Origin of the sequence: Syntrophobotulus glycolicus DSM 8271 (assembly GCF_000190635.1) — a bacterium.
In the GTDB taxonomy this organism is placed as follows: Bacteria; Bacillota; Desulfitobacteriia; order Desulfitobacteriales; family Syntrophobotulaceae; genus Syntrophobotulus; species Syntrophobotulus glycolicus.
On record NC_015172.1, the window covers coordinates 2,657,028 to 2,674,345 of the forward strand.

The 17,318-nt window shown below is 49.0% G+C and carries 24 protein-coding genes; 6 read left to right on the forward strand and 18 right to left on the reverse strand.

All coding sequences use genetic code 11. The features are described 5' to 3' along the window. Positions 1 to 4 precede the first annotated feature (4 nt). The 15 genes from terL to SGLY_RS13245 all read right to left on the reverse strand — a co-directional run bounded on the left by terL (position 5) and on the right by SGLY_RS13245 (position 10,814). On the reverse strand, positions 5 to 1,765 hold the full coding sequence (terL, locus tag SGLY_RS13175; RefSeq protein ID WP_013623771.1) for a phage terminase large subunit: 1,761 nt from the start codon (positions 1,763 to 1,765) through the stop codon (positions 5 to 7). After that, the gene (locus SGLY_RS13180; RefSeq protein ID WP_013623770.1) at positions 1,758 to 2,318 is read right to left on the reverse strand and encodes a DUF3486 family protein; all 561 of its coding nucleotides are present in this window, start codon (positions 2,316 to 2,318) and stop codon (positions 1,758 to 1,760) included. Before SGLY_RS13180 ends, terL begins: the two co-directional genes overlap by 8 nt. Beyond that, complete coding sequence (locus SGLY_RS13185; protein ID WP_013623769.1) at positions 2,318 to 2,632, reverse strand: hypothetical protein; 315 nt, start codon at positions 2,630 to 2,632, stop codon at positions 2,318 to 2,320. The genes SGLY_RS13180 and SGLY_RS13185 overlap by 1 nt, the downstream gene beginning before the upstream one ends. A 4-nt stretch (positions 2,633 to 2,636) precedes the next feature. After that, positions 2,637 to 2,933, reverse strand: coding sequence for a hypothetical protein (locus SGLY_RS13190; RefSeq protein WP_013623768.1), 297 nt, complete (start codon positions 2,931 to 2,933; stop codon positions 2,637 to 2,639). Between the two features lie 12 nt (positions 2,934 to 2,945). Then, positions 2,946 to 3,380, reverse strand: a complete 435-nt coding sequence (locus SGLY_RS13195; protein WP_013623767.1) for a hypothetical protein — start codon at positions 3,378 to 3,380, stop codon at positions 2,946 to 2,948. A gap of 120 nt (positions 3,381 to 3,500) precedes the next feature. After that, a complete protein-coding gene (locus SGLY_RS13200; RefSeq protein WP_013623766.1) occupies positions 3,501 to 3,830 on the reverse strand; it encodes a Mor transcription activator family protein in 330 nt (109 codons plus the stop codon). An 18-nt stretch (positions 3,831 to 3,848) separates the two neighbouring features. Next, positions 3,849 to 5,339 carry an N-acetylmuramoyl-L-alanine amidase gene (locus SGLY_RS17190; RefSeq protein WP_013623765.1) on the reverse strand — a complete coding sequence of 497 codons (1,491 nt, stop codon included), beginning with the start codon at positions 5,337 to 5,339 and terminating at the stop codon, positions 3,849 to 3,851. 12 nt (positions 5,340 to 5,351) lie between these two features. Continuing rightward, a complete protein-coding gene (locus SGLY_RS13210) occupies positions 5,352 to 5,738 on the reverse strand; it encodes a hypothetical protein (RefSeq protein WP_013623764.1) in 387 nt (128 codons plus the stop codon). After that, positions 5,713 to 6,183: a regulatory protein GemA gene (locus SGLY_RS13215; RefSeq protein WP_013623763.1), complete on the reverse strand. Its 471-nt coding sequence runs from the start codon at positions 6,181 to 6,183 to the stop codon at positions 5,713 to 5,715. Before SGLY_RS13215 ends, SGLY_RS13210 begins: the two co-directional genes overlap by 26 nt. Positions 6,184 to 6,194: 11 nt before the next feature. After that, the gene (locus tag SGLY_RS13220; RefSeq protein ID WP_013623762.1) at positions 6,195 to 6,707 is read right to left on the reverse strand and encodes a host-nuclease inhibitor Gam family protein; all 513 of its coding nucleotides are present in this window, start codon (positions 6,705 to 6,707) and stop codon (positions 6,195 to 6,197) included. Continuing rightward, positions 6,707 to 7,015: a hypothetical protein gene (locus SGLY_RS13225; protein ID WP_013623761.1), complete on the reverse strand. Its 309-nt coding sequence runs from the start codon at positions 7,013 to 7,015 to the stop codon at positions 6,707 to 6,709. Before SGLY_RS13225 ends, SGLY_RS13220 begins: the two co-directional genes overlap by 1 nt. A 20-nt stretch (positions 7,016 to 7,035) precedes the next feature. Next, positions 7,036 to 8,010, reverse strand: a complete 975-nt coding sequence (locus tag SGLY_RS13230) for an AAA family ATPase (RefSeq protein WP_041444955.1) — start codon at positions 8,008 to 8,010, stop codon at positions 7,036 to 7,038. A 17-nt stretch (positions 8,011 to 8,027) separates the two neighbouring features. Next, entirely contained in the window at positions 8,028 to 10,112 is a 2,085-nt protein-coding gene (locus SGLY_RS13235) for a Mu transposase C-terminal domain-containing protein (RefSeq protein WP_013623759.1), read from the reverse strand. A 158-nt stretch (positions 10,113 to 10,270) separates the two neighbouring features. Continuing rightward, positions 10,271 to 10,582 (reverse strand): hypothetical protein, encoded by a 312-nt coding sequence (locus SGLY_RS13240; protein ID WP_013623758.1) that lies wholly within the window; start codon positions 10,580 to 10,582, stop codon positions 10,271 to 10,273. 13 nt (positions 10,583 to 10,595) lie between these two features. Next, positions 10,596 to 10,814 (reverse strand): helix-turn-helix domain-containing protein, encoded by a 219-nt coding sequence (locus SGLY_RS13245; RefSeq protein ID WP_013623757.1) that lies wholly within the window; start codon positions 10,812 to 10,814, stop codon positions 10,596 to 10,598. Positions 10,815 to 10,944: 130 nt separating this feature from the next. On the opposite strand from SGLY_RS13245, the gene SGLY_RS17940 reads away from it, so the two are divergent. After that, the gene (locus SGLY_RS17940) at positions 10,945 to 11,127 is read left to right on the forward strand and encodes a hypothetical protein (protein WP_148228055.1); all 183 of its coding nucleotides are present in this window, start codon (positions 10,945 to 10,947) and stop codon (positions 11,125 to 11,127) included. 197 nt (positions 11,128 to 11,324) lie between these two features. Here SGLY_RS17940 and SGLY_RS13255 read toward each other — a convergent pair whose 3' ends face one another. Next, on the reverse strand, positions 11,325 to 11,567 hold the full coding sequence (locus tag SGLY_RS13255; protein ID WP_013623755.1) for a DUF6906 family protein: 243 nt from the start codon (positions 11,565 to 11,567) through the stop codon (positions 11,325 to 11,327). A gap of 154 nt (positions 11,568 to 11,721) precedes the next feature. Here SGLY_RS13255 and SGLY_RS17195 point away from each other — a divergent pair, with 154 nt between their 5' ends. The 4 genes from SGLY_RS17195 to rfbC all read left to right on the forward strand — a co-directional run bounded on the left by SGLY_RS17195 (position 11,722) and on the right by rfbC (position 15,051). Beyond that, the gene (locus SGLY_RS17195) at positions 11,722 to 12,156 is read left to right on the forward strand and encodes a helix-turn-helix domain-containing protein (RefSeq protein WP_013623754.1); all 435 of its coding nucleotides are present in this window, start codon (positions 11,722 to 11,724) and stop codon (positions 12,154 to 12,156) included. Between the two features lie 764 nt (positions 12,157 to 12,920). Continuing rightward, positions 12,921 to 13,445: an FkbM family methyltransferase gene (locus SGLY_RS18665; protein WP_427916616.1), complete on the forward strand. Its 525-nt coding sequence runs from the start codon at positions 12,921 to 12,923 to the stop codon at positions 13,443 to 13,445. A 137-nt stretch (positions 13,446 to 13,582) separates the two neighbouring features. Further along, a complete protein-coding gene (locus SGLY_RS13270; protein ID WP_013625740.1) occupies positions 13,583 to 14,485 on the forward strand; it encodes an NAD-dependent epimerase/dehydratase family protein in 903 nt (300 codons plus the stop codon). A 17-nt stretch (positions 14,486 to 14,502) separates the two neighbouring features. Then, positions 14,503 to 15,051 carry a dTDP-4-dehydrorhamnose 3,5-epimerase gene (gene rfbC / locus SGLY_RS13275; protein WP_013625741.1) on the forward strand — a complete coding sequence of 183 codons (549 nt, stop codon included), beginning with the start codon at positions 14,503 to 14,505 and terminating at the stop codon, positions 15,049 to 15,051. A 60-nt stretch (positions 15,052 to 15,111) separates the two neighbouring features. Here the strand turns inward: rfbC and SGLY_RS13280 are convergent, their stop codons facing one another. Together SGLY_RS13280 and SGLY_RS13285 are read right to left on the reverse strand one after the other, a co-directional pair. Continuing rightward, the gene (locus tag SGLY_RS13280) at positions 15,112 to 15,474 is read right to left on the reverse strand and encodes a hypothetical protein (RefSeq protein ID WP_013625742.1); all 363 of its coding nucleotides are present in this window, start codon (positions 15,472 to 15,474) and stop codon (positions 15,112 to 15,114) included. A gap of 20 nt (positions 15,475 to 15,494) precedes the next feature. Beyond that, positions 15,495 to 16,304 (reverse strand): hypothetical protein, encoded by an 810-nt coding sequence (locus SGLY_RS13285; protein WP_148228143.1) that lies wholly within the window; start codon positions 16,302 to 16,304, stop codon positions 15,495 to 15,497. A gap of 475 nt (positions 16,305 to 16,779) precedes the next feature. On the opposite strand from SGLY_RS13285, the gene SGLY_RS13290 reads away from it, so the two are divergent. Further along, positions 16,780 to 17,199, forward strand: coding sequence for a glycosyltransferase family 2 protein (locus tag SGLY_RS13290; protein WP_013625744.1), 420 nt, complete (start codon positions 16,780 to 16,782; stop codon positions 17,197 to 17,199). Positions 17,200 to 17,318 lie beyond the last annotated feature (119 nt).

A 17,318-nucleotide genomic window follows, 5' to 3' on the forward strand; every position in this document is an offset into this window, starting at 1 on the left:
CTCCTTAATACGAGCCGTTTCTGAATTTGAGAGCCCGGCTGATGACGGACTTGTAATCGACCTTTGTCCCGACCTTCAGCTCAAGGGCGGCCCTCACGGCCATCTCAAGAGCGTCCGGCCCGTCGTCGTTCTTGCCCATCGGGTATTCCTTCATCTGCTGAAGGAGGGTCTTGTGCTTCTCGTTGAATTTGATGTACCCGTTCTTGACGAACGGCTGCAAGGACTGAATTCTCAAGTCCTTGTTTTGGATGCTGTTGACCTCCTCAATCGGGAGGTACTCTCCGGCCTCCGCGCTGCGCTGCGCCATGACGTCCTTGAAAAAGTGCTGAAACTGCACCGTCTCGACCCGGAACTTGGCAAAGGGCTTTTTGTAGTCACGCCGGAGCCGCTTTGAGGTCTCGATTGCGTCTTCGATGATGACATCCGGCTTGCGCTTCTCAATAGAGGCGACGACCACATACATATAGCCCGTGCGGGTGTCCTTCGCGAGGCCGATGATTGCCGACGTGTCGCTCTTCTTGTTCTTGCCGAGGGATGGGTCATTCGCCCCCACAAAGAGGAAGCGGCCATCCGAGAAGTCGACCTCGTCGTCTTTGTAATAACTGAACCATTCCTCGTTGAATGCACAGCTTTCGGGGTCGATAGGGTCGTTCTGGATTTCACTGTTGAAGCTGCTCTCGCCTTCAGATACCCGGATAACCATGAGGTCGTAATAAGAGAGCTTGGCTTCCCACAAAACCTCCGTCCCTTCGAGCATCTCCTCGCGATTCGCCTCAAAGAACGCCTTCGCGTCTTCCTGCCTGTCGTCATTGTTTAGGTCGGTATAAATTGCCTCCCATGCCGACCAGAGCTTTTCATTCTTTGCAAAACTGATGACGCCCCTATACTTGACCGTCTTGTACTGCGGATTCTTCGCAACATTGGCGAGCAGCGCGTCGAAGTGGAGGAGCGTCCCGATATATACAATGTCGGTGTAGGTGTCGCCCGCCTTCGACACGGCCTTATAAAACCAATTGCGGAGCTTTTTCCGTTGCTCCGGGGTGTTGACGTTCTCGTCGTTTTCGAGGTCGTCGCAAAGGATAAGGTCAGGACGCCATTGCTTGTGACGCCGTCCACGGATTTTCTTGCCGCTGCCGATAGCCTCAATCTTCACGCCGTTTGAAAGCAGGATGACTCCGGCCTTCCAAACCTTGCCCTGCATATCCCCGAAGTCTTCCCGGAGAGCTGCGTTTTCCTCATACTCCGTCTTGATGTCGGTGAGGAACCCCTCGGCCTGTTCGGAGCTGTCCGAGAGGATGATGATGTAATGCTTGTAACCGTAGGCCGAAGCGTGGACGGTGTCCTTGAAGGTGAACGTCGTCGACTTGGCGTGACCACGGGGAGCCTCAATCGCTCTCCGGCATCCTTCCGCCCGGGAGATTTCTTTCGCGTCCCGGATTGCGTTCTTGCCCTTCATCACGCCATCCTCCCAAATGTCGTCAAGCTCCCCGTGAAACTTCGGGGACTCCCTGACAAAATAGTGGGGGAGGTATGCCCGGCCAAAATATTCAAGGTCGAAGGCCCCGAGGCGTTTCCTCAGTCCCTTCTCACCTGTGAGCTCGGCTCCGTCTTGGTACTCCTTGAAGAGCTGCGCCCGTTCCTTTTGGTGTTTGCCTTCCCGTGTCGCGTATGTCTCGAAAAGCTCCCGCTGATATTGCCTATTGGCGACCTCCTCGCGGTCTTCCGGCTCTTCAAGTTTTTCGATGTATTCCTTGAGGTTAATCATCTGTCAGTATCTTCTCACGGGCCTTTTGGAGGACTGCGTGCAGCTCTCGGGTGAGCTGCGGGTCTGACTTGATTGCCTTTGTCAGGTCGTCCTCAAGGGCCTCGAAAGCAAGCTCCATCTTAGTTTTATAATCCCGTTTGACCTTCTGCTCATAAACTCCCACACGGGAAAGGGAGGCGATGAGCCGCCCGGCCTTGTCAAGCGGCATCTCCGCGAAGTCATCCTCCGCCGTTGACACCCTCTGCATCAAGCCGTCCATCAAGACCATCCTCGACGCCTTTGTGAAGTCGAGGTCGGGATTTTTCTCGACGGCTGCGGCGATTGCTTTTGTCCGTTCAAGGGTCTCGGCGACACGCTGCGCCGCCTGATTCGCACGGATAGCATACCGCCCGACCGCGCTTTTGCTGACGTTGTAACCCTCCGACTTGAGCCATGCTGCAATCTCTTCGTAGGTGTTGGACGTGTCGAGGAGCTGCGCGTCGAGCTGCTCCTTGATGTCGTCCGGGAGCTGTGTGATTTTTGAGCTGACCCTTGTCCGTCTTCTCTCGGCCATTACACATCAACTCCCGGGTCGTCGATTGTCCCTTCGACGAGGTCAACTCCTTTTTTCGTGAGTTTGATGACCGCATCCTTGCGGTATGCGTTGTACGCATTAACCGACCTGTCGACAAAAGCGATGTATTCGCCCTCCTTCAGATAATCGAGATGCTTGCTGATGTCCGGGGAGACAATCATTCCGTCCGCGACGAGTGCGTTCGTTATCTGCCGGAGGAGCAGCGTGTTTTGATGACCCTTGACGAGGCTCCTGATGATATAGCCGCGAATCGCCTTATTGCGGCTAACCTCAAGCTCATTCATCTCATCCATGTTGTCACCCCTCCTTTGTTACTTTGTAGTGCAGTATCTTATCAAGCTTTGCGTTCATGTCGCCCATCTGCTTGTCGACGTTGTTGAGCGTTCGGATGAAGTCCTCCCTTAAGACATAGACAAGAGGGAGGTCACTCTTCAGCTCGGAAAGCTCGGTCTTGACCTTCTCAATGTCATCCGAGTTTTTCTTGATTGCGTCCTTCATGTCACCGATTGCGGTCTTGACCGCCCAACCAATGAGCGCGATGACAAGCGTCGTGATGGTCTGAAGCGCGAACATGAAAATTTGACTTGCTTCCATGCCCTCACTCCTTTATTGCGTCATCGCCTTCAGTTCGAGCACCTTCTCCTCAATGAGCTTGGAGAGATAGTCCTTGAAGCTGCCGAGGTTTTCCTCGATGATTTTTTGAGCCTCCGGCTTTAATGCCGCCGAGATTTCTTCCGCCGCCTGTTTTGACAGGGCGACAAGCTCGGAACGGTCGACCTTGCCGTCTTTGACGGCTTCCCTGAGACTCTTTGCCGTGGTCTGCTCAATGGCGGCCACGGTGACGGTCGTCAGCTCTTCGACATCCTGAAGGGCGTTGTTGAGCAGGCGGCGCGCTTCCTCGTCTTTGAGCTGCGCGGTTTGCGCCTTCACCTTTTCGGTCAGCTTTCGGATGCCGTATGTAGCATACGCCGCAAGAAGACCGATGAGGGCGAGGACGAGGGTGACGACGACATCGCTTGCCATTGTCTGAATGGTTTCCATCTTGACTCCTCCTTTGCAATTTTGGGAATAAAATAACCATAGGAGCGAAGCTCCTATGGTTAATGTTACCTTATGCCTTGTGAAGTTTATATGTGTAGCACTTCTGAGAATTGATTCTTATTACACGGCCTTTTCATCCCCCGGGCCGGGCAAATCAAAGAGGGAAAGCTGACCTTCGGCGTGGCCGTCGCCGCATAACTGTCGTACCCATCGCTCGGTTACATCGTACTTCTTGGCGAGCTCCATGTGATTGTACCCGTTGAACTCCTCTCTAATCCTCGCGTCTCTGACCGGGCGGACGACACTTTCAGTCTTCGGCAGGTATATCGTTGAACCGCCGACGAGCTGTGTGAGCTTGACGAGATTCTCGACGCCGATTGCTTCCGCTATTTCCCTGTAAAGGCCCTCGGGAATCTGTTCGAGCGTGAGCTCTTTTGCTAATGCGTCCATACCGCGACCTCCTGAATCTTATTTACACATTTTGCCGAGTATCCCGAAGACCTCCCCGATTGTGATTGTGTCCCCGAGCTTGGCCGACCAGTATTCCGGGCTACTGATGACGCCCGCCGCGACCAGCTTGTCAAAGCCGTCGCGCTGCCACCGGGGAACGCTTGACTCCTCCTGCGGCGTTTCTTGGGGAGGAGGGAGGACAACGGGCTCCTTCAATATGGCATTGAGTATCTTGATGATGTCGGCTCCGTAGCCGTTGCCCGGATACGCCCATCCGGCCCCGTTGGGATTGTCTCCGGCTCCCAGCCACTCAATATATATTGCGGAGCCTCTCTTGACTAAACCGAAGCGAGGGTCGACGCACGCCTGTTTTAACGCTTCTGTGCTGGCATACGCCTTCAGGTGTTGTATTTGTGCCCTGGCTCCGAGTCTCGGGCTCTCAAAGCTTGCGGCCTGTCCTTGGCTGTTTCCGTTTAAGGCTCCGATACCTGCGTAATTGTTTTGCTCAGGAAGGACGATGCCGCCATATTTGAAGCACCCTGTCTCCTTGAGGGACTGAGCCCAAGCAACATCCGCCCTCACACCTTCAACTTCTGCCTCCTCGACGAATATCTTCGCCAGCTCCTCAATAGTGCAGGAGGGAAGGAGAGGTTTTGGATTTACCTTCAGCGCGTAGGCTGCCATCTGCGCCGCCGTCGCCTCCGTCTTGCCCATGATGAGCGTCCCCTGTTCCTTTGGCTCTTCCTTCGGCGGCTGCGGTACAGAGGAGGAAAGAGGATAAACCTTTTGGCCCTTCTCATCAAACACGCTGTACCCCGGATTCTTGTCGCATTCCACCTTTGCATTCTCAAGGATTCTGTACGCTCCAACCTGAGACTTTGCATCCTCCCAAGTTTTCCGCACCCTGTAGAGCTGCTCTGCGGGAACTGCGCCCTTTTCAATGTACGTCACGCCGAGGAGCTCGCAAATGACCTTTACTTGAGCCTCAGCCATGCTTTCAAGGTTAGCGTCCACCTTCAGGAACGCCTCGTCCACTGCGTTGTCGTGGAACCCGTTTTCAATCAGGAATACGTGCGGCACGCCAGCAGCCACGGCGGAACGGATAACTCCGTAATAATCATATCCTTTGGTTGTCTCCGATTCTCTTGTCTTGGCTCCCCGGTCATTATTCCCCATGACCTTTGAGACCGCTGCCGAAAGTTTTCCGGCCCAAGCCTTGTCTTGGGCGATGCGGACTGAATAGAAGCACTCTACTCCACGGGCTTGACCATTGGCGGCGTTGGAGTGTTCGCTGATGAAGACGTCGCTCCCTTTGGCACGCTTGCCGCGCTCATCAAGACTCGGGTCTTCGTTTTCCGACCTTGTCAGACTGGCATCAATCCCGCACCTGATGAGGGCGTTTCTGAGGAAGTTTGAGAGCTTCCACATCCCGGCATATTCATAATACCCGGTAGGGCCTTTATTCACATTCCCCGGAGCGTGGCCGGGGTCGATGGTTACTTTTTTCATACCGATTCCTCCTTATAATCTCATAATTGGAGCAAATACCTTATCGACATACTCTCCGATGGTGTATTGTGCGCGACCCTCCGCTTTGAGGGCCTCCGTGAACTTCCTTGTCTCAAGCGCAATCTTGAGGGCCTTGAGGACTCCGACCTGCTCCGGCGTGACCTCTCGCATGTCCTTGCCGACCATGTTGAAGACGGCCTGGTAAAGGTAGAATGCGAGGTCTGCTTTTTCTTCGGCGGCCTCCCACTCTGTGAGGATTTCCTTTGCAAACTTCTTGCGGTTGAGCTTTGGCTTGTCGGGAGGGATGACGCCCTTTTCCTGAAGTCTCTTTTTAGCCTCAGCCCGGGCCGCCTTCTCGCGTGCGGTCATTTTCTTAGGTTTCTTTGTTTTCCCCGGCATCGCCTTCCTCCTTCCTGTCGACCATCTTCTTGAGGGCCTCAATGAGCTTGTGGCTCTGCGGAACTGTCAGCCATTCGATGCGGTCGACCTTGAACATCTTTTTGACAAAGCCGTTGATTCGGTCATTGTTGTTGTTCCATCCGAGCTCCCCGGTGAGGGCGTAAATCTTGCGGCGGAGCTTCTCGGTCTGAGGATTGCCGCCCTCGTCCGTCCGCTTGCCGCGCTCAGCCCGGTTGACATCGTCCTTCATGTTGGAGAGTACCCGGCACACCTTGTCGACTTCGCCCTGCGTCAGCTTCCTCATGCTGTCCTTGCCCGTCTCCCGCCCGATGATGCCGTACAGGTCTTCATCGTCAAGGGAGAGCTCCGGGGACTTCGCGAGCCCCCAAATGGTGCGGATAGAATAGCGGGGGCGATTGCGCCCCCCATATGCTTTCCCTGCCATAACACCGCCTCCTAACGCTGTAAAGCTTGCAGCTTCTCCCGGTCGGTCTCATACCAAAAGGTGTCTTCTTTTTTCAGCGACGCTCCGACCCGGAGGATTTCGTCCTCGGTGTACTTCTTGAGTATGTCCTTGTTGATGGTCTCGGTAACAACGATGCAGTCGTTCATCTTGCGGGACTTGAGGCTCTTGATGATTGCCGCGAGCTTTTCCTTCGCCTTCGGGAGTATAACCTTCGTGCTCATGCGGAAGCCCGTCTTTCCGAAGTTCAGCGTCTTTGTCTTGCCGTCGAGCTCTCCCCGGTGCTCCTCAACAAACGCCTTGATGTCCTTGCCGATAGCGGCGATGCGGTCTTGAATAGGTTTCGCCTCCTGCGCCGCCGTGAGCTTAATGCCTTGAATCTGCTTGTTCATTTCGCCCTCTATGTCCACGAGGTCAAGCTCAGCCTCGGCGATTTCCTTGAGGGCGGCGTCGACCTCTTCCCATGTCTTATAGACCGGGGCCTCCTTGATTCTTGTCCTTGCCATTACTTTTCACCTCTTTCGATGTCTGATAGTGTGACGGTTGCGAGTTTGCCTTCCGGGGTAGTGAAGCTCACCCCGACGACCTTCCCGGCCCGAACCTCGAACCCGAGGCCGAGCTGCCTGTGAAACAGTTCAAAGACTTCGACCGGGAGCTCCTCAACGGACTGAGCCTCCCTGATGGGGAGGCAGTTCATCGAGACCGCTGTGAGAATGTTCTGCTTGACCGTCGCCTTGCTGTCGAGCCCTTGTTCGAGGCAGGTGAGGCCGACCGTTACGGCCTCGTCGATTTTTAATGCCGCTGTGCTTCTCATTGTTTATCCTCCTTCCGTCCTTAAAGCATCATCATGTTAGATGCTTGATTGATGATGGTCAGCGTGATTCTGGACTCCCCGCGCTCCTTCATGATGCGGAAAACGTTGTTGAGCGTGCGGTCGAGGAGTCGGAAGCAGCCTGTTTGATGGTTGCACGCCCGGGACTTCAGCTCCGCAAGGGCGTCCTCCTCGACTTCGTAACCTTCGAGGAAGTTATCGACCTCCTTGCCGGAGAGCCCCTTGAGGCTTGCGTAAAAGTCGACGCGATTCGCGAAGCGGGTGAGGTAGGACTTTATCTGCGCTTCGAGCTTCGGCTCGCCCGCGATGACCATGCCGACATCGGACTGGTCGAATATGGCCCGGAGAATTTCCATCTTCTTTTGTGTGTACTTGGAGATGAGCTTGTCCGCCTCGTCGATAATAAGCAGATAACCGCGATTGACGTTGAAGAACTCCCTGATTCCGTTAACGCGCTTCCATATCGTCCCGTAGGTGGTAGGGATGCCGAGAGCCCTTTCGATGGACTCCACGAGGTCTCTTGAGCTCATGGTGTCGTCGCATTCGATATAGGCGACCCGGGGCATCTTGGAGTAATACTTGAGGGCGTGGGTCTTGCCGAAGCCAGACTTTCCGACCACGATGCCGAGCCCGATGTACTCCTGACAGGAATTGCATACGCCGATGATGTTCTGCGCGTCCCGGCTCTCAAAGAAGCTCTTCCGCTTTGTGAAATTGACGACCTTCGCTCTTTCGGCAGTTGCGGCAACGAGCTCCTCACCCGTTACCTCCGCGAGGAAGGCGGTGAGCTTCGCTTCAAGCTCCGTCGCGTCGCTGTCGTATTTCCCGGAAAGATACCGGGAGACCGTCGTCCGTGAATAGTTGATGGTGCTCGCGAGGTCTGTGATGGTCTTGCCTTCGCGTTTAATGTACTCGTTGACCTTGTCTGCAAGAGTTTTAATTTCGCCTGTGTAGGCTTTTGCTGCCGTTGCTTCCATTTTGTTATCCCCTTTCATTATCCGAGTGCTCTCAGTCTCTCAAGGACTGATTGAGCCTTTTGATTGAAGAACTCGTCATCGGAGTCCTTGTGCTGCTTTTGCTTCTTAGAAACACTTCCGGCCTTGAGCTCCTCACGGAACTCCTTATCGTCCGGGAGCTGGATAAGGTTGTCGTTCCTCTTAGCCCTGACCGCGAGGTCTAAACCGCCGACCACGGCGGGAGTGCCTTGTCCGTCCTGCACCCGGAGCTCGTATGGTGTTTGATACCACTCAAGGTCTTCTTTCGTCTCGCGAATCTGCCGCTTTTGCTTCTTGAGGTGCTCTTCGAGCGTGGCCTGTGACATGCGGGGCGCGAACTGTAGTAGTTCAGCCGAGACAGCCTCGCAAATCTTCTTGCCGTTCTTGTCAAAGACATAGAGCTTGGTGACGTCATCGATGTCCCATTTGATGTTGACGGTCTGCCCGATGTAGTGGCAGAGCTCATAATCCGTGTAGAGCGTGCCGAACTTGATAATCCCTTGATTGCGGACGAGGGCGGTGTCGGCCTTCATTAGGAGCATCGCTGCATATTCCCTCAGAGGAGCTGCTTTGACGTACCGCTCGGCGTTCTCAAAGAGCTCAATCGGAGTGACCCATTTCTCGCGAGCATCTTTAAGGCCCCGGTGTTCCCGGACGTGGTACTTCTCGTTCTTCCACTTTGTCCAGAGTGCGTAAAACTCTTCCATTGTGAGGAGCTCACCGCGCTCAAGCATTCCGGGGATGTCCTTCTTCCGCTTACCCGAAGTTTTCGACCCGGTGAGTGTGCCGACATAGGAGGCCATCCATTTTGTGAACATACTGCACACCGTCCCGAAGAAACGCTCCATTTGCGCCTTGCCCCACGGCTCATAAGGGAGAGACCTTGACCAGTCTTCAATCCCTATGGAGCGGTAGAAGCCTTTTGTTTCGCTGTCGAAGTCAAGTTCCTGCATCTTGCGCTCCTTGCGGTTTTGCCCTGTGTTGGTCTCCGCTGTGTAGTCCTTGCCGTTGTCAATGTGCAGGTGTTTCGGCACGCCGCCCGGATTGGAGTAGAGCATCTTGACGAGGCTTTCCTTGAGTATCTGCGAGTTGGCGTCGACACACATCACATCGCCCATGATGCAGCGGCTCCGTGTGTCAACCCATGCAACAAGCTTCGGTCGGATTGCCTTGATTTTCCCGTTCGGGCTTGTGTACTGCACCCAGCAGTCGAAGGTGTGGCCGTCGCCCTGTACGAACTCCATGACCGCGAGGGCCGAAGCGTCACGCTTACCCTTGAGCATCCGGGCATTTTTGAACTCTCTCATTCCGTTGGCGGCGAGATAGTGGGCGTTGCGTCCCCGGAGCTCGTCCATGATGTACTTGATATACCGGGCCACTGTCTTGATGGAGGGATAGCCTTCCCATCCGCTCTCCTTGGCGACCTCCTCGAATTTCGTGTAAAGCATCTCAATCGTGCCCTGATTCTGTGCGAAGTCCTTATTAAACCAAATGTTCTCAATAATAGCCTTCTGCTTGTCCGTCAAGCTTGGAAAGGTGTACGACTGCTTCGGTTTCCGGCATAGGGTGAGCACCTTGAAGAAGTCGAAATTCCGGCCCTCTTCCTTTTCAAGCTTCAGAGCCCACGCGCTCGCTTCGAGGTATCCCTCGGCGTAGCGGTAGAGCGTCCGCTGACTGACTCCAAGCCTTGCGGCGAACTCCTCGGCGAAAGCCGTGCGCTCACCTTCTCCATAAGCGACGAACTCCTGAATCTGCTTTGAGAGCTCGACCGCCTCATAATATTCCCGCTTGTGACTCTCTATGTACCAATTGAGGTCGATATCGAGATACCACGGGGCCTCTTGTGCCTTCTGTTCGATAACAACATCCCTCCCGTCTACTTTTTTTGCTGCCTTGTGGGCCTTCCTTGCTTTGGTGGAGAGGGAGGACAGGGCGACCGTTACCCGGTCTTTGCCGCCGTTCTCTCCCGGCTCCGTTAATGTCTTGAACGCTTTTGGATTGCGCTTGATTCTTTGGACTAATGTGTTGTACTTGATTCCTTCAAGCTCTGCCGCTGTTTCCAGTGTGACGAATGTTTCCGGCAAACCCCTCTCCCTCCTTTCACATTGAACCGTGTCCGCTGCCGTGGTATAATGGCAGGAGAAGATTTTTCGTGAGTCTTCTGGTAAGAGAGCCTGTTCGAGTGGTGTCGGTATGGCTCTCTTTCCTTTTGACCTGATTCCTCATGATGCCATCCCCCCGGTCACGCACTTTTTGTCACCTTTGCCGACTTGATTTTGCCGATGTGCTCCTCAACCTTCCTGAGCTCCTCATGAAGATAGGTGTTTATGTCGCTCAAGGTTTCGATGTTTGCCTGTTTTAAGCTGATGCAATCGAACAAGTCCTCAATATCCTTCTGGATTTCCTTTTGAACCTGCTCGGCTTGCCGCTTGAGCTCGTTCTGCTTCCTTTCCAGAATGATGAGCTTGGTCTCATCGGTGAGCGTCTTACCGCTCATCCCCATCCCGGCCTTGAGACTTTCCAGCTCAAAAAGAAATTCATTGACATTCTTCAAAGTTATTCCTCCTTCATGCTATTTTTTTAAACGATTCCGGGTCTAAATCAAGCACCCTCGCGATACCTTGGAGGTACTTATCCCCCGACCTGTCTCCGTATAGGATGAGATTGAGGTACTTGTTGCTTGTTCCGACCTCTTGTGCGAGCTGCACCTGTGTCATGCCTTTTTCTATGAGCGTTTTCTTAACCAACACGCCGAAGGCGGTCAGTTGTCTCTTGTTGCGCTGCATCAAGCATCCTCCTTCCTGCGCTCTTAGAATTACTTCCGTTTCAAAGTTTGTGAAGTGTTTCGAGTAGTTACTTCCACCTTTTGGCTCTATAATGAGATTGCGGCCATATCATAGAGAGGGGGTGGTAATAATGGATGCTAAAGCTTTTGCTCGTGAATTGGTTGCCGACTTCAAAAAGATGTACCCTGAATACTTCAAGGAAGAAAATGAGTTAATTCCTCAAATGGTCGGCGCAATTTCGCTTATCGCATCTCTGGCGATTGAGAAACATGAGCGGGAGAGTCACCCAAAACATAATTCTCAATCTCTTTGAGAAACTTCAACAACTTCGCGCCGTCTTTTTCGAAAGGGCAATCGCAAGGAGACGTCTGTTCCGAAGGCGTCTCTTTTACTTGCACCAATGCGATGAGCTCCTCGACAATCTCGCAGTCTCTGACCGCCTCGGCGAACTCCTTCTCATAGCCTTCCTTCGGGGTATCCATGCCATAGGTCTTGGAATAACAAAGGCGGTTATGCCATGCCATATCTTTCTGTTCTTTGAGGTACTGAAGGATTGTTTTCATTCCGTTTCCTCCTTTCGCCGCCGCTCTGTTTTCCGAGCGTTGCGGGGATTGTTCTTGTCTTACCCGAGTATTTGTGTACCACTTCGAGCCCTTCGGTCGTCGCCTTCACGACGAGCCAGTTCTCATAATTCAGTCCGGCCTCTTTAAGGCGTATCTTCTGAGCCCGTGTCGGACGCTTTCCGTGTTTCAAAATTTTACCTCCTTCCTGTTCAATTTTCTTTAATCTTCCTCTCAGGTGTGGTATGATTTCCTTGATATATTTCTCTATCAGTCTTATTTTATACAACAACTGAGAGGAAGTCAAGCATAAATCTCTCACTTGTTGTAAGAAGGGAGGATAAACGATGATAGAAATTGAAAAGGTAGGGGAAAGGATAGCGGCCCGTCTCGCAGAGCTCAATCAAATACAGGCCGACCTTTGCCGAGCAACTGGAATGTCTAACAACGCTATCAGTCAGTACGTCACAGGAAAGCGCACGCCTGACACGCTCTCGCTTTATAAAATTGCTTCTTCTTTGGGTGTTTCGATGGAATGGATTCTAACAGGTGAGAACAAACAAGGGAGGGTTAATACAACAAATGAGAGGGCGGGCTTAATGGAACTAACCAAAAAGGAGGCCGACCTTATTGCTATGTTTCGCGCGCTGGACGACCGCGACAAGGAGTATGTTAATAGCACTATTGAGATGCTTTACAGTAAAGCAGTTAAAAAGGGAACGTTATCCGGCTCGATGAGTGGAGGAACAGGGGAAGAGGCAGCCGCAAGTGAAGCTGTTTAATTTTTGTGCTTCTTTGATAGATTTATCTATCTGTTTTTGTCACATTGAAAATCGCCTTTGACGCGCCGATGTAAGTGCCGAAAACCCTTGATATTACGGCAATGTGACAGCTTTTTTGCGATTACATAGCTTTGTCACTTTGAATGAGCCGCCTTTTTGCCTCTTTTTGAGGGTTATCCGCACGGGCGCGCACGGGGAAAGTAACGCGCTGACACCTGAGAAATGCCGTATTTTCGCACTTCTTCGCACGCCCCGCCGCTGCATTTAACACTCACTAACGCTCCGTTAGCACGCCGACCGTCTCGACTTCATTGTCCTTTGATGTTATAATGCAAATATGAGCCGCGATGATGTCCTTTATCCCCCTTGCTGCTGGGGCTTCCGGGACTATCTGAGTGGCTCACACTTTGTAAAAATGCTTATTTTATGCGGTTTTCCGGCCTCGTTGATTAGTTGATAATTGACGCGATGCCCGACAACTCCACGACCACCACGCCCCCTCAAGGCATAAAAAAGACGACATCAATTCACTCGATGCCGTTCTCAATATTTCTGTCACGGATTTCCTTCCATATCCCTCACAAACCCGCATAAATACTGTCTTTTCTCGGTGTCTCCCGACACATCCCGTCTTATCCCGTTTTGTCAATTATCTTGTCTGAGTACAATTTAGATCGAGAAAGTTTGATGATTATGCGGCGCAGTCAGGTGGCAAACAATATTTTCCTCGAAATATAGCATTTTCAAAAGGATATTTTAGATTTATTGATTGTGGGGCCTATACCGGTGATACAACAAGACAACTATGGGCTGAGAAAGGGAAAATTAAAAGACTAGCGTTATTTGAACCGTCAACAGAAAATCTGACGGAGCTTAATAATTGGCTTGCTGATGAAAGTGAATTTATTGCCGACGAAATAACAGTCTTTCCTTGTGGTGTTTATTCTAAAAACGCAAGTTTTAGGTTTAATTCCAATAAAACCTCGTCTGGCATATCGGATGACGGCACAGAGTGTATACAATGTGTCGCAATAGACAATGCGCTATATGATTTTGCGCCGACATTTATTAAAATGGATATTGAAGGTTCAGAGGCCGACGCCCTTTTGGGTGCACAAAAAACCATTTGCAAATACAAACCGGATCTTGCCATATGTGTATATCATTTTGCTGATGATATTTGGGAAATTCCTTTGTTACTGGATAGCTGGAATTTAGGCTATAGGTTTTATTTAAGAACCTATTCATCAAACGGATTTGAAACAGTGCTTTATGCTGTCAGCAAATAATAAATTAAACATATTTAGCTTAATGTTAAAGAAAAAGCCAGGTATTAAAAGTTATAAAATTAAGACTAAAAGCAGATTTTGCACTGCGTTAAGTCAAGGGGCTTAAGTCAAGAAATTGATTCTATTGGAGTGTGAGTATGAATAGGGTATTGATTACTGGAGCAACCGGATTTATCGGTTCAAATCTAGTACGTTACTTCATAAAAAATGAGATTGATGTACATATTATCGTTCGTCCATCCTCAAATCTTACTCTAATTAGCGATATTAAGGACAGCTTATACATACATACATTTGGCGGCACTATCACAGAATTAATTGACATCGTTCGATTGGCCGCTCCAGAAGTTGTTTTTCACTTAGCCGCGCTTTTTATTGCGGAACATAAAACAGAAGACATAAAGCAGCTTATTGAAAGTAATATTCTGTTTGGGACGCAGCTTTTAGAGGCAACAACAAAAAATAATGTTAAATATTTTATTAATACCGGGACACATTGGCAGCATTATACAAGCGAGCAATATTATCCTTCTGATTTATATGCGGCAACAAAAAAGGCGTTTGAAGATATAGCGCGATATTATATTTCAGCATTTGACCTTAGATTTATAACTCTAAAATTAATAGATACATATGGCCCGTTTGATCCGCGTCCCAAAGTGATTTCTATATTAAAAAAAGCGGCTCAAAGCGGTGAGAAGCTTGGAATGTCAGGCGGAGAACAAGAAATGGGTCTGCTATATATTGATGATGTGATCAAAGCCTTTTTAATGGCGTCAGAATATGCTTATAAGTCACCTTCACACACCGAGAAAACGTTTATCGCTTCATCAAAAGAAATAGTCACCTTGAAAGATTTAGTTAGAATCTATGAAGAGATTATAGGAAGAAAGCTACAGATTATTTTCGGGGAGAGGGAGTATAAGAAACGAGAAGTCATGAAAATTTGCTGCACAGACGAAAATATCCTTGCCAAGGCGGATACGTATGGAATCTATGAAGGGTTACAAAAGATGCTGCAGATAGAAGGTATAGGATAGGAGTGATACTGAAAAAGATGGAAATTATTAAGCAATCAAAAATTTCAGGTTGTTTTTTATTAAAACCTAAAACCTTTGGCGACGAACGGGGGACTCTGATAAAGCCCTACCATAGCGATAGCTATAAGGCGCTAGGACTTCATAGTGAATATAACGAGGAACTTGTTGTGACCTCGCATAAGAACGTCATACGCGGTTTGCATTTTCAGAATCCTCCATTTCCACAGATAAAGGTTGTCTCTTGTGTAATGGGCCGGATTCTTGATGTAGTGGTAGACATTCGCAAGGGTTCGCCAACTTATGGGGAATGGGAAGGTTTTATACTGGACAACGAAAACAACTATTCTCTATATGTACCCGAAGGTATGGCCCATGGCTATGCGGTATATTCAGAAAATACGATAGTATGTTATAGAATGTCGAACGTGTTCATGCCCCAACTTGATAGTGGTATAAAATGGGATTCTGCCGGAGTTTTGTGGGATATTGAGAGCCCAATTATTTCGCCAAAAGATTCTGGCTTAATATCCTTTGATAAGTTTGAAAGCAGATTCGTTTATAAGTAAATATGCGCCAGACAAGGACTGAATGAACCAATGAAAAATAAAATCAGTGCCTGTATAAAACTAGCAGAGAACATATGGTTCAAGACATCTTTTAAGTTCGCTGTCATAACAGACAAAGCTGTCCCTAAAAACATTCAAAAGCTGTTCATCAGGAATGCCGCCTGTTGAACAAACGTTTTTCACCGCGCTCAGCGCGTAAACGAAACCAGTGTGGAATTCGTTTACGTTGTTGCCGGGGAATTCTTCTTCTATGTCTTTTATTTCCAAAAGGATAGCCTCCAAGGCGTCCACCATAACACTCATAATCCCATTAATGACATCTGACTTGGCCTCGTCAGCAACCTGTTCCCGGATATAATCCACTCCGGTATCAATTGTGCCTTCCAACTCCAGTATGTTTCTTGCGACAGCAATAATATCCATCAGATTTACCTCATGTTAAACTAACTTAATGGCAATATCTCATTTATCTGCAACACTCGGTGAAAATCAATATTCAGTTTCCTGCACTCCGTGCAGGCGCCCGTTTGTTCTCTTAAATTGTTGATATCCTGCGGCTTCAAATCGAATATGCTTCCGAGGTCAACATCGTATCTGCCACAACATTGCAGTGCTCGGCAGTCCTCATTGAGGGTGATCTGGCTAAACTGGGGGCAGACAAATCCTTCCGGCTTTTTCGCTAGAAATTCCTCTGTAAGATTGTAGAGGAACAGCTCTGTTGACGCTTTTTTCAACAATTCATAATCCATTTCAGACTTCATATATTTCTTCATTAATTCGTAATCATTAATGCCGGCGGCATAGGGCCAAAACCCAAGTTTGTTTTGCCTGGCAAACTCATTTGCTAAGCCCAGCTCCAGTAAATTGTATTGATACATATGGAATATTATAATAACCTTACCTGGAGAGCAACCCATTTTGTAGTAGTTAGCAGCCATTGCCTTTATGTTTAACAGTATTTTTTCAAAATTAAATCCGTGTGATTTGTCATATGAACTCTGGCTGAAGCCCGGCATGGAAAACCATATATGCCGTATGTTTGACAATACGCCCTCTTCCTCAAAGAATACCGGTTTGGAGGCGTTGGTGCTGATGCCCGTTAGAACATTTTCCTGATTAAGAAATTTGATGATTTCCTTAATTCTTGGATGTAAAAAAGGGTCGCCCCACATATAAAGAGCCAGCCAAGTTCGTCCTTGTTCGATAAAACCGTTTTCAAGCAAATGGTATATTGTACGTTTAAATTCTTCCACATTGATAAACTTACCCGAACTTTGCTTGTTCCGGTTTCTTCTTCCGCTTACGCACCAAGAACACCTTGCGTTGCAAATACCGGACACGTCAAACTGGATTACTTCGAACATCGCAATGTGTATCCTTTCTTTATCGGAACATCCTGTTAAAGCATTAATGACATAAATTACGAGTATTACCATAATACAACACGAATTCGTAAAATTCAACAATAATTAATAATACAGATCGTAGGGTCGACATTGTATTTCGGAAATGGCGGTTAGTCTGTCGAAATCGGAGATAAAATATTTAGAAGATTAAATTATGTGTATTATTAGATTTGTTATAGCTATTTTCACATTCAATTTTTAACGGTTTTCTTGCTATTTGGCTTGCTATTTGAGCTTTATTTTTAGAAGGGTTTATTCTTCTATTAAGGGATGGGAAAGTGGAATAAGTTGGAGTAAAATAAAATCTGTGGAGGACGAGAAAATGAACCATAAAATAAGTGCCTGCCTCATTGTAAAGAATGAGGAATCCTGTATTGAACAATGTCTCAAAAATGCAAGAAATTATGTGGATGAAATACTGATGGTGGATACCGGTTCTACCGATAATACGGTGAATCTGGCCAGAAAATACGCGGATAGGATCTTGCATTTTAAATGGAATGATGACTTTTCCTCAGCCCGGAATTTTTCAATTCAGTCTGCTCAAAATGACTGGATAATTGTACTTGACGCCGATGAAACAGTAAAACAATGGGATGAAAAAAATATTAATCATTTTATTAATAAAATGATCCAGACTGTCGACAAAACCGTTTTTAAGCAGAAAGGCTTGGAAATGGTTTTTCTGTGGCGAATAAATTCTGGTGAAGCGAACCAACAAAAATCAGATAAAAAGGGCTAACAGGTGGCAATAATCCCAGTTTCCTCTTCCACATCGCCAGTTTTTTCAAATTCATGCAAGCAAAAAAGAAGCGTCATCCCCCATAATAGAATCTGTTAATCATTTTCCACCATTTTTCT

What these genes read in the sequence shown, in the direction of transcription:
- SGLY_RS13180 (WP_013623770.1), bottom strand. Translation starts at nt 2,318, where the DNA reads ATGGCCGAGAGAAGACGGACAAGGGTCAGCTCAAAAATCACACAGCTC.
- SGLY_RS13195 (WP_013623767.1), bottom strand. Translation starts at nt 3,380, where the DNA reads ATGGAAACCATTCAGACAATGGCAAGCGATGTCGTCGTCACCCTCGTC.
- SGLY_RS13290 (WP_013625744.1), top strand. Translation starts at nt 16,780, where the DNA reads ATGAACCATAAAATAAGTGCCTGCCTCATTGTAAAGAATGAGGAATCC.
- SGLY_RS13210 (WP_013623764.1), bottom strand. Translation starts at nt 5,738, where the DNA reads ATGCCGGGGAAAACAAAGAAACCTAAGAAAATGACCGCACGCGAGAAG.
- SGLY_RS13270 (WP_013625740.1), top strand. Translation starts at nt 13,583, where the DNA reads ATGAATAGGGTATTGATTACTGGAGCAACCGGATTTATCGGTTCAAAT.
- terL (WP_013623771.1), bottom strand. Translation starts at nt 1,765, where the DNA reads ATGATTAACCTCAAGGAATACATCGAAAAACTTGAAGAGCCGGAAGAC.
- SGLY_RS13230 (WP_041444955.1), bottom strand. Translation starts at nt 8,010, where the DNA reads ATGGAAGCAACGGCAGCAAAAGCCTACACAGGCGAAATTAAAACTCTT.
- SGLY_RS13200 (WP_013623766.1), bottom strand. Translation starts at nt 3,830, where the DNA reads ATGGACGCATTAGCAAAAGAGCTCACGCTCGAACAGATTCCCGAGGGC.
- SGLY_RS13280 (WP_013625742.1), bottom strand. Translation starts at nt 15,474, where the DNA reads ATGGATATTATTGCTGTCGCAAGAAACATACTGGAGTTGGAAGGCACA.
- SGLY_RS13190 (WP_013623768.1), bottom strand. Translation starts at nt 2,933, where the DNA reads ATGGAAGCAAGTCAAATTTTCATGTTCGCGCTTCAGACCATCACGACG.
- SGLY_RS13225 (WP_013623761.1), bottom strand. Translation starts at nt 7,015, where the DNA reads ATGAGAAGCACAGCGGCATTAAAAATCGACGAGGCCGTAACGGTCGGC.
- rfbC (WP_013625741.1), top strand. Translation starts at nt 14,503, where the DNA reads ATGGAAATTATTAAGCAATCAAAAATTTCAGGTTGTTTTTTATTAAAA.
- SGLY_RS17195 (WP_013623754.1), top strand. Translation starts at nt 11,722, where the DNA reads ATGATAGAAATTGAAAAGGTAGGGGAAAGGATAGCGGCCCGTCTCGCA.
- SGLY_RS13215 (WP_013623763.1), bottom strand. Translation starts at nt 6,183, where the DNA reads ATGGCAGGGAAAGCATATGGGGGGCGCAATCGCCCCCGCTATTCTATC.
- SGLY_RS17940 (WP_148228055.1), top strand. Translation starts at nt 10,945, where the DNA reads ATGGATGCTAAAGCTTTTGCTCGTGAATTGGTTGCCGACTTCAAAAAG.
- SGLY_RS17190 (WP_013623765.1), bottom strand. Translation starts at nt 5,339, where the DNA reads ATGAAAAAAGTAACCATCGACCCCGGCCACGCTCCGGGGAATGTGAAT.
- SGLY_RS13220 (WP_013623762.1), bottom strand. Translation starts at nt 6,707, where the DNA reads ATGGCAAGGACAAGAATCAAGGAGGCCCCGGTCTATAAGACATGGGAA.
- SGLY_RS13245 (WP_013623757.1), bottom strand. Translation starts at nt 10,814, where the DNA reads ATGCAGCGCAACAAGAGACAACTGACCGCCTTCGGCGTGTTGGTTAAG.
- SGLY_RS13185 (WP_013623769.1), bottom strand. Translation starts at nt 2,632, where the DNA reads ATGGATGAGATGAATGAGCTTGAGGTTAGCCGCAATAAGGCGATTCGC.